The 9,242-nt window shown below is 40.3% G+C and carries 6 protein-coding genes; 3 read left to right on the forward strand and 3 right to left on the reverse strand.

The window, feature by feature from the left end; all coding sequences use genetic code 11:
* Nucleotides 1–138: 138 nt before the first annotated feature.
* The 3 genes from DSM106972_RS10370 (at nt 139) to DSM106972_RS10380 (ending at nt 5,588) form a co-directional block, all read left to right on the forward strand.
* Nucleotides 139–951 (forward strand): peptidylprolyl isomerase, encoded by an 813-nt coding sequence (locus DSM106972_RS10370; RefSeq protein WP_127080621.1) that lies wholly within the window; start codon nt 139–141, stop codon nt 949–951.
* Nucleotides 952–971: 20 nt separating this feature from the next.
* Nucleotides 972–3,929: a peptidase domain-containing ABC transporter gene (locus DSM106972_RS10375; protein ID WP_127080622.1), complete on the forward strand. Its 2,958-nt coding sequence runs from the start codon at nt 972–974 to the stop codon at nt 3,927–3,929.
* A 66-nt stretch (nt 3,930–3,995) separates the two neighbouring features.
* Nucleotides 3,996–5,588 carry a beta-barrel domain-containing protein gene (locus DSM106972_RS10380; protein ID WP_127080623.1) on the forward strand — a complete coding sequence of 531 codons (1,593 nt, stop codon included), beginning with the start codon at nt 3,996–3,998 and terminating at the stop codon, nt 5,586–5,588.
* A 168-nt stretch (nt 5,589–5,756) separates the two neighbouring features.
* On the opposite strand, the gene DSM106972_RS10385 is transcribed toward DSM106972_RS10380, so the two are convergent.
* The 3 genes from DSM106972_RS10385 to DSM106972_RS10395 all read right to left on the reverse strand — a co-directional run.
* Nucleotides 5,757–6,674, reverse strand: coding sequence for a tetratricopeptide repeat protein (locus tag DSM106972_RS10385; RefSeq protein WP_127080624.1), 918 nt, complete (start codon nt 6,672–6,674; stop codon nt 5,757–5,759).
* 5 nt (nt 6,675–6,679) lie between these two features.
* Nucleotides 6,680–7,084 carry a hypothetical protein gene (locus tag DSM106972_RS10390; protein WP_127080625.1) on the reverse strand — a complete coding sequence of 135 codons (405 nt, stop codon included), beginning with the start codon at nt 7,082–7,084 and terminating at the stop codon, nt 6,680–6,682.
* A gap of 346 nt (nt 7,085–7,430) precedes the next feature.
* The coding region (locus tag DSM106972_RS10395; RefSeq protein WP_201800701.1) for a YadA-like family protein at nt 7,431–9,242 on the reverse strand (1,812 nt) is incomplete at its 5' end.

The following is a 9,242-nucleotide window of genomic DNA, read 5'->3' on the forward strand; positions in this document are numbered from 1 at the left end:
CAGTATTTTTACGTAAAACAACATAATTACAGTAAGTAAATGTACGTATGGTCACTGATGACATACGTATAGTCAATTAGACAGGATATGCAAGGGAAATCATACAAACTGCCCTTTTTTTCCTGCCACATAACCCTTATGGCTCATATTCAACTTGGCGAACAAATTGTTACAGCCACAGAAGTTATTCCGCTGTTGGCTGGCTACCAATTACTTCCACAGTTACAGCGCGAACTAATAATCGATAAAGTAATCGCTGATATAAAATTAACGCCTGAAGAGAAAAATAATACTATTTCTACATTTTATCAAAACAATCAAATAACTACTCCTAGCGCCCTTGATGCTGTACTTCAACGCTACTGTATGACAGTAGAACAGTTAGAAGCATTAGCCACAAAACAACTGCGGGTAGAGAAATTTAAACAAGCAACGTGGGGAGGAACGCTTAAGCAAAACTTTCTGCAATACAAACCCCAATTAGATAAAGTTGTATATTCGCTGCTGCGTACTCAAGATATGGAGGTAGCGCAAGAATTATACTTCCGTATTAAAGCAGAAGAACAAAGCTTTGCCGATTGCGCGCGGGAATTTTCACAGGGGCAAGAAGCGACTACTGGAGGATTAATCGGACCAGTACCCTTATCACAACCACATCCAGTAATTGCTCAAAAACTTTCCATTTCCTCTCTTGGGCAGTTGTGGACACCGATGAAGTTGGAAAATTGGTACATAATTCTACGGCTAGAGAAATTAATGCCAGCACAGTTAGATGAAACAACAAGTGCAACGCTAATTAACCACTTATTTGAAAAATGGCTAGGTGAGCAACTCCAGCAAAACCCCATTTCAATTCAAAACGATGTAGAGATGCGTAAACCGGAGGTTTTCCCGCAGCGATTCGCGTCTGATGCCCATTTAGAAGACGCGATATATCGCGTCTCTACATAGCACAAAAAAATTTAACAATTATGGTATCTAGTTCCAACACTATTATTGATTTTTTGGCTGCTACTCCACCTTTCGATAGGATGAATGTAGCTGATATTGAAAAACTGGCACGAAAGCTTTCACCATTACGTTACCGGATGGGACAAGCCATAGTTGTCAAAGACAGTTTGCCTGCAAAAGTAGCTATTCTTTATACCGGACAAGCGCGCTTATTAGGATATCATGATGATGCTGCAGCCCCCGAAACACTGGAAACCCTGAAATCAGGTGCATTATGCGGCGCCGTTGGAATAATTCGAGGTGTAGCGTGCGAAACAGTTATTTCCTCTGTAGAGTCAGTTTGTCTCACCCTGACTACAGCAGATTTTCAAGAATTATTATCTAAACAACCCGAAGTTGCCGAATATTTTCGCTCACGTCACAGTTTAATTGAAGTATATAGCTTGTTAGCGAAAGAACTCCAACGTCGGGGTAAAGTAGTAGACAATTTAAGAGAGCTTGCCCTATCTGCTGCGAATCATTCAACTATTCTCAACCTTCCATCGGGTAAAATTCCACTTTCACAGTTAGACCCGAATTTATTATGGTTAGTTAGTAGTGGTGACTGTAATTATCCAGCAGGCGCCAATATAATTTCTGATAATCAGGATTATATTCAATCTACAGGTAACGGAATTCGCCTGATTGGGTTTACTGACCCAACTTTATCATTTAAGCAAGCTGAAACCACTTCATCAGATATTACGACACAAAAAAATCCTTGGGAAGATGTCCCTTTTGCCCCCGAAAAACCCGAACCAGCAGCAATTAAAACTAGCGCACAGGATATAAAATACCCCTTTGTTCGTGGTCGTGGGCCAGTTGATGCAACACTTGCCTGTCTCCACATGCTTTCACAATATTGGGAAATACCTTGGAGAAGAGATGTTTTACACCGCGCGTTGTCTAATAATTATAAGCGAACAGGCAAAGTATCTATAGAATTGTGTGGTGGACTGGCAGAATTGATAGGGATAAAAGCACAACTGATACAAGCACCAGCAGTTGCCATATCTCAACTTCCTACCCCGGTACTTATTCCATATCTTGATACTTATGCAATTATTTATAATTCATCTGAAAAAGAAGTAACGCTTGCTATCCCCGAACAAGGTATTGTCCGCAAAAAAACTAAAGATTTTGTAGAAGCTTGGGGAGAAGAAGGACAAGTATTATTACTACAATCTACACCGGAAACTCCAAAAAAGCGATTTGGCTTAAGTTGGTTTTTACCAGCGATTAAAAAACATAAAGTAGTCTTAACCGAAGTATTTATTGCTTCATTATTTGTACAGCTACTTGGACTAGGCAATCCATTAGTCACCCAAGTAATTATTGATAAAGTAATCATTCAAAATGGCGCCAACACTCTCAACGTTTTGGGTTTTGTATTAATCGCAATGGCAGTAATAGAGGGAATAATTACCTGGTTACGTACAAACTTATTCGCCGATACCACCAACCGGATAGATTTATCATTAGGTTCAGAGGTTATTGACCATTTATTAAGATTACCACTGCGCTACTTTGAAAAACGTCCAGTAGGGGAAATATCTTCCAGAATTAATGAATTAGAGAACATCCGTTCGTTCCTTACAGGTACTGCTCTTACCGTTGTACTTGATGCCATCTTCTCGGTAATTTATATCGCGGTAATGATATTTTATAGTTGGTTGCTAACTATTGTGGCATTAGCAACCGTACCACTATTTGCTATATTAACATTTATATTTGCTCCTATTGTTCGTAGTCAAACTCGTACTAAAGCTGAAAAGAATGCAGAAACTCAATCATATTTAGTCGAAGTTATATCTGGTATTCAAACTGTTAAAGCCCAAAATATTGAACTTAATTCTAGATGGCAGTGGCAGCAACGTTACGGTAGATATATCAGCGCCAGTTTTGATAATGTACTAACTAGTAATACTGCTAGCTCTCTGAGCAACTTTCTGAATAAATTATCAAACTTATTATTACTGTGGGTAGGCGCCTATCTTGTACTAAAAGGAGAAATGACCCTTGGAGAACTCATAGCTTTTAGAATTATCGCAGGATATGTTACCAGTCCATTACTGCGATTAATTCAACTTTGGCAAAATTTCCAAGAAACAGCATTATCACTAGAACGATTAGCAGATATTCTCGATACTCCCCAAGAATCTGAAATTGCAGGTAAAAGCAATATTCCCATGCCAGTTATTAAAGGGCAAGTTCGTTACGAAAACGTTACCTTTAGCTTTGCCAAATCGCCAAATCCGCAACTAAATAACATCTCGGTTGAAATTCCCGCAGGTGCATTTATTGGAGTAGTCGGACAAAGTGGCGCCGGAAAAAGTACCTTAACCAAACTTATCCCCCGACTTTACGAACTTGATGCTGGCAGAATTTTGATTGACGGATATGACATCGGCAAGGTTGAACTGTATTCGCTGCGTCAACAAATCGGCATGGTACTACAAGATACTCTCCTATTTGACACTACAGTCCAAGAAAATATTGCTCTAACCATGCCTGATGCAACTCCCGAAGAAATTGTCGATGCAGCTAAAATTGCCTGCGCGCATGATTTCATAATGAGTTTGCCCAATGGATATAACACGCGCGTTGGTGAAAGAGGAGCAGCTTTATCAGGTGGACAAAGACAAAGAATTGCAATCGCGCGTACTGTACTACAAAATCCACCGCTATTAATTCTTGACGAAGCAACAAGTGCCCTAGACTACGCGACCGAACGGCAGGTGTGCTTAAATCTACAAATCGCATTCAAAGGACGCACGGTCTTATTTATTACGCACCGTCTCGCAACAATCCAAAATGCTGACATCATCTTAATGATGAACGCAGGAAAAATTGCAGAACAAGGTACTCATAGTCAATTAACGGCAATGAAAGGACTTTATTACTGCTTATCACAACAGCAAGAAGCTGCTCAGGTTTAGATTCCCGACTTCTTTAACAAGTCGGGAATCTAACCTCAAAACTTAAAACCTAAATCATAACAACTTATGAATTCTAATAACGGTAACGGCGCCAACGGTAATCACGCAAGCAATAACGGTAAAGCTAATTCCTCTACAAGCGCAATATCAATGCAGGAATTGAGTGCAAAACTACCACAAAATACCGAAGAAATCCAACAAAAACCACTAAGTTCTGCAATCAGACATGTCCCCAAATTTGAGCAACCTGTAATATTAAAACAACCTCGTAAATGGTCGCGCGCAATACTATGGGGGCTAATGCTGGCAACAACTGGTACAATTATATGGGCAAACATCGCCAAAATAGAAGAAGCTGTTTCTGCAACAGGAAAACTCGAACCATTCGGTGCCACAAAAGATGTGCAGGCGCCTATTGGTGGAGTAGTTAAAGATATATTTGTTGAGGATGGTGAGCAAGTAAAAGCGGGAGATAAACTAATTGTACTTGACAACACAACCGCCAAAGCACAATTAGAATCATTACAAAAAATCCGTACCTCTCTAGCTCAAGAAAACCAGTTTTATACTGCTCAGTTACGCGGAGAATCGGTTAACTCATCCACAACCCTACTTCCTGCCTCAATCCTTGATTTAACTAAAAGCCGTATTGCATTAGTCGCAGAAAATCAAGTTTATCGCAGCCAGCTTGATGGTGTTGCCGCAGGTCAACTAACTCTTGAACAGCGCGAACGCATTTCTGGAACCCAAATTGAATTAAATGCGCGAGTTGCAGCAGCTTCTTTAGAAATTGACCAGCTTCGGCGCCAGCTAGAACAAACTGACATCCGTATTGCTGCTACAAAAGATACGCTAAAAATGAATCAAGGAATATTAAATAACATTTCAGGGCTAGCAAAACAAGGCGCCATATCGCAACTACAATTTCTTAAACAACAGGAAGAAGTGCGAAACGCTCAATCTCAACTCGACCAGCTAACAAAAGAGAAATTTAAATTACAGGCAGAAATTGCTGAAGGGCAAGCAAAATTACAAAACACTACAGCAGTTTCTCGTAAAGATTGGCTAGACCGAATTGCTGAAAATGCCAAACGTATCGCTGAAATTGACAGTCAAATGAATAAATCGATTGTCGAGAATAGTAAACGGATGGCGGAAATAGATTCACAAATCAGCCAAGCGAAAATGAACCTTAAATACCAGGTAATAACGGCGCCTGTTAATGGTACTATTTTTGAACTAAAAGCAAAATCTTCCGGGTTTGTAGTTACTGGCAGCGAACCAATTTTGAAAGTAGTACCCACAGATAAACTTATTGCTAAAGTCTTTATTACCAACAAAGATATTGGTTTTGTAAAAGAAGGGATGACCGTTGATGTCAGAATTGACTCATTTCCGTTTAGCGAATTTGGTGATATTAAAGGTAGACTTGTATCCATAGGTTCAGATGCGCTACCACCAGACCAAATTTATCCCTTTTATAGATTCCCCGCAAAAGTGGAACTTCAAACTCAAAATTTAAAAGTCAATGAACGCAATATTTCTTTACAGTCCGGGATGGGAGTAAGTACGAATATCAAGATTAGAGATAGAACTGTAATGAGTATATTTGCTGATATGTTTAGCTCTAATGTTGAAAGTTTGAAGAACGTGCGCTAAAAAGTTTACCAAGGTTAAATGCAAAAATACAATAACTTTAAGATGATTTTTAAAAATATTTACTAATCAATATTATTAATTTTAAAAATATAGAGACGTTGTATGTAACGTCTCTAATAATTTATGTGTGACAAATAGAAGCTTTTTCTATTAATAATTAAAAGGGTTTTACTGCAAATTGAGTTCGTTCATTTTTTCGATAACCTGACGATAGTTACTAGATTGGTTTCGTTGAAGATAGAGATCAGCGGAACGAACTAGATTTTGGGCAGCATCTTCTTTACGATTTAATTGAGCAAAAGATAAGCCAGCATAATAGTAGGCTTCTGGTTGATCTGGAAAAATCTTGAGACTAAAGATAAAATCGCGAATTGCTGTTTCGTACTGACCTAAGTTGTAGTAAGCAATACCACGAGTTAGATAAGAAGGAAAAAATGATTTTTCTGTGGCAATCAGTTGATTCATCTCTAAGAGTGCTTGTTTAAACTGACCAAGTTGAATACGTAAATTTGCAAGATTTAAGCGATTAACCATTGTTGGCGCCAATTGCACTGCCAAACTTAAATCTTCCAAAGCTTTCGGCAGTTGTCCAGTTCGTTGATATGCCAACGCTCGATTACTGTAAACTAAAGGGGAAGGCTGTAATTTTTCTGCTTGATTAAAACTTTGAATAGCTTCTGGTAATTGATTCAATTCACTAAGGGCAATCCCCTTAACAAGAAAAACCTGAAATGGAGTTTTTTGCCCTTGAATTTGAATCAGTTTATTTAAGTCTTGTATTGCAAAGTCGTATTGCTTTAGCAAAATGTAAGCTTGAGAACGATTAAATAGAGCTTCGACAACATTGGTACCATTTTTGATATTACGATTCCATTGTTGAATCGCGCGCGTGAGATTACCGTTCTGAAAATTTTGCTCTGCACTCAGAGATGAATTTGTAGCTGGCTGTTGATTACTGGGAGAGACTTGAGCTTGAACACTCGTGGAAAAGGTTATCCATAATACCCCTATCGGGAGTAACAGCTTTAACAGATATAATCTGTTAATTGAGTAACGGGCAGTAGTGCAACGACTTAAGCAAGACATAACAATTAGGGAAAATAATTTGTTTGAGTAGAACAGCGATCTAATTCAGGTTTCATCATTAAATTAACCAAGCGCGGTCCATCTTGGCCTACTTGTAAAGCTAGACCATTAATCTGAAAAAACATTTGGGGAGTGTAGCGAGCCTTGTAAGCGTTAAAAGCGCATTTACAAAAGTTTTCTTTAGCTTTTCTCTGGGCTGGTGGTAAGCTTTGTTGTCCTACGCACCCTTGCAGAAATTCAGCCTCAGTCTTAGCATTTTTTGACCAATCATTAACGACTGTGGAGTTTGTATTATTTGTATTAGTATTATTACGGCGTTGTTGGGGGCGGGTTTGAGCTGGGCTAGGAAGTGTTGTCAGGATTAGAGAGAAAATCGATAGAACAGAAAGTGAGATAGCGTTTAATTTCATAATGTGAAATGCCATTGGAATAAAAGTAATTCAGAAGCGATTAGATCGATTCCAATAATAATAGCGATTGTTAGGAACGTCAAATATTAGTGTAGAGTACATGGCTGTAGCCATTCACCCTGTTTTATTAGATTCTATCTATCCAATACCCTAAAATATTGCTTAGAGAATTAAAAAGCCTTTACAAAAAAATTATGACCTGACTTTGAACATTTTTAAAAAGCCTAACTATCAGTATTTGACAATGTTACTGACAGTTAGGCTTAAAAAGAATACGTTCGAGCAGCGGAATCAATCCTTGCGGTGTTATTAATCTTTTAGTTAGATTAAAGCCCCTTACTCCAAATTAGAACTGGAAGAAGATACCTAGACGACCCATGAAGCTAGGAGTGCTGCTGTAGCTAGAGGAAGCAGGAGCAGATGTTATCGACCCACCTGCATTAAAGGTAATGCTCTTAGTTATGCGAGCAACACAACCAAGGGCGCCAGCAAATGAACTACCGTAGACACCTCCTCCAATACCACAACCACCATTACTATCAGGTGAAACTGTGTTCGGAATAGATGATAAAGCAGCAGCAAGGGCGCCAACTGACTGAATTTGTTCTCCCAAAGTAACTAATCCTCTTTCAATCTTTTCAACTATATTGGGATCAAACAAAGCAGAAGCAGTACCTAAGTTGCCAGACTGGTCTACTGTCACAAAGCGGCTTTCACCAGTCTGACGCGCGCTGCCAACAAACTCGCCAGAAGGAGCTAGCCCTGGTAATGTGTAATAACTAGCAGGAGTACCAAAAGCCATCTGATTTGCACCTGTTGCAATCGCGTTAGCACCAATTGCAGTTGATCCGACGCCAGAAGCAACTGCATTTGAACCAATCGCCGTTGAGTTTGCACCTGTTGCTTGTGTAACAGTACCAATGGCAGTGGAGTAGTCGCCAGTCGCTTGAGCTCTGAATGCAAAAGCTGCAGAATCTATACCTTGAGCAAGCGATGAATCACCAACTGCTGTTGCTGGGTCTCCTGTTGCTTGGGCATTGCGACCTATGGCAACCGTACCAATCTCACTTGCCCTAGCATTTTGTCCAATCGCAATAGCACCTTCAGCACTCGCAGTAGCCGCACCCACAGCAATGGCATTTGCCTGTAAGGCATTGGAACCAAATCCGGTAGCTACTGACTGATTGCCTTCGGCGGTTGCAGCTTGCTCAAATTTTCCAGTTTGAGTATTGAAAATACCACCCCCAAAAGCCACAGAATTTGCGCCTAATGCTGTAGCACCAGAACCTACAGCTGTCGCACTGATTTGACTCGCTGTAGCATTGTAGCCAAAAGCAGATGCATTATCTTGGCTTGCCATAGCGCTACTACCATAAGCTGTAGCATTATTACCACTGGCATTTGCACTATTACCGTAGGCAGATGAATTAGCTCCGCTTGCCCTAGCATTGCTGCCATAAGCAGATGAATTTATTCCGCTAGCATTTGCACTGTTGCCATAGGCAGAAGAATTTATTCCACTTGCTGTAGAACTGTTACCGTAAGCTGATGAATTATTCTGACTAGCGGTAGCATTATTCCCAAAAGCAGTTGAATTATTACCAGTTGCATTTACAGTTCTACCTATAGCAATTGAATTATCGCCAATTGCCGTAGTTCCTGCACCTGTGGCAGTAGCAAATGAACCTTGTGCCACGGCGCCTGCACCAGTAGCAGTTGCATTTAAACCCTCTGCTACAGCACCAGCACCAGTAGCAGTTGCATTCAAACCATCCGCTGTAGCATTAGTACCTGTTGCGATAGCATTTTCACCAATTGCACGGGCATTAGTACCTGTCGCGATGGCATTAGTACCACTTGCAGTTGCAGTATCACCTGTTGCAATTGAACTTGCACCACTGGCGGTGGCTCTAACACCTGTGGCGGTGGCATTTACTCCGCTTGCAATAGCGGTGTCACCATAAGCTGATGCTGAAGTTCCCGTAGCTTGGGCTTGATTACCTGTTGCGGTCGCATTTTGCTGATTTGCTACTGAGTTGGCGCCTGTAGCAATAGCACCAGCACCACTTGCGGTAGCCGTATCACCTGTTGCAATTGAACTTGCCCCTGATGCGCTTGAACCCTTACCAGTTGAAGTCGCATTCGTTCCACTTGCAAT

This window comes from Dulcicalothrix desertica PCC 7102, from assembly GCF_003991905.1.
Taxonomy (GTDB): domain Bacteria; phylum Cyanobacteriota; class Cyanobacteriia; order Cyanobacteriales; family Nostocaceae; genus Dulcicalothrix; species Dulcicalothrix desertica.

Coding starts and splice junctions, on each gene's coding strand:
- DSM106972_RS10375 (WP_127080622.1), top strand. CDS start 972: ATGGTATCTAGTTCCAACACTATTATTGATTTTTTGGCTGCTACTCCA.
- DSM106972_RS10385 (WP_127080624.1), bottom strand. CDS start 6,674: ATGTCTTGCTTAAGTCGTTGCACTACTGCCCGTTACTCAATTAACAGA.
- DSM106972_RS10380 (WP_127080623.1), top strand. CDS start 3,996: ATGAATTCTAATAACGGTAACGGCGCCAACGGTAATCACGCAAGCAAT.
- DSM106972_RS10370 (WP_127080621.1), top strand. CDS start 139: ATGGCTCATATTCAACTTGGCGAACAAATTGTTACAGCCACAGAAGTT.
- DSM106972_RS10390 (WP_127080625.1), bottom strand. CDS start 7,084: ATGAAATTAAACGCTATCTCACTTTCTGTTCTATCGATTTTCTCTCTA.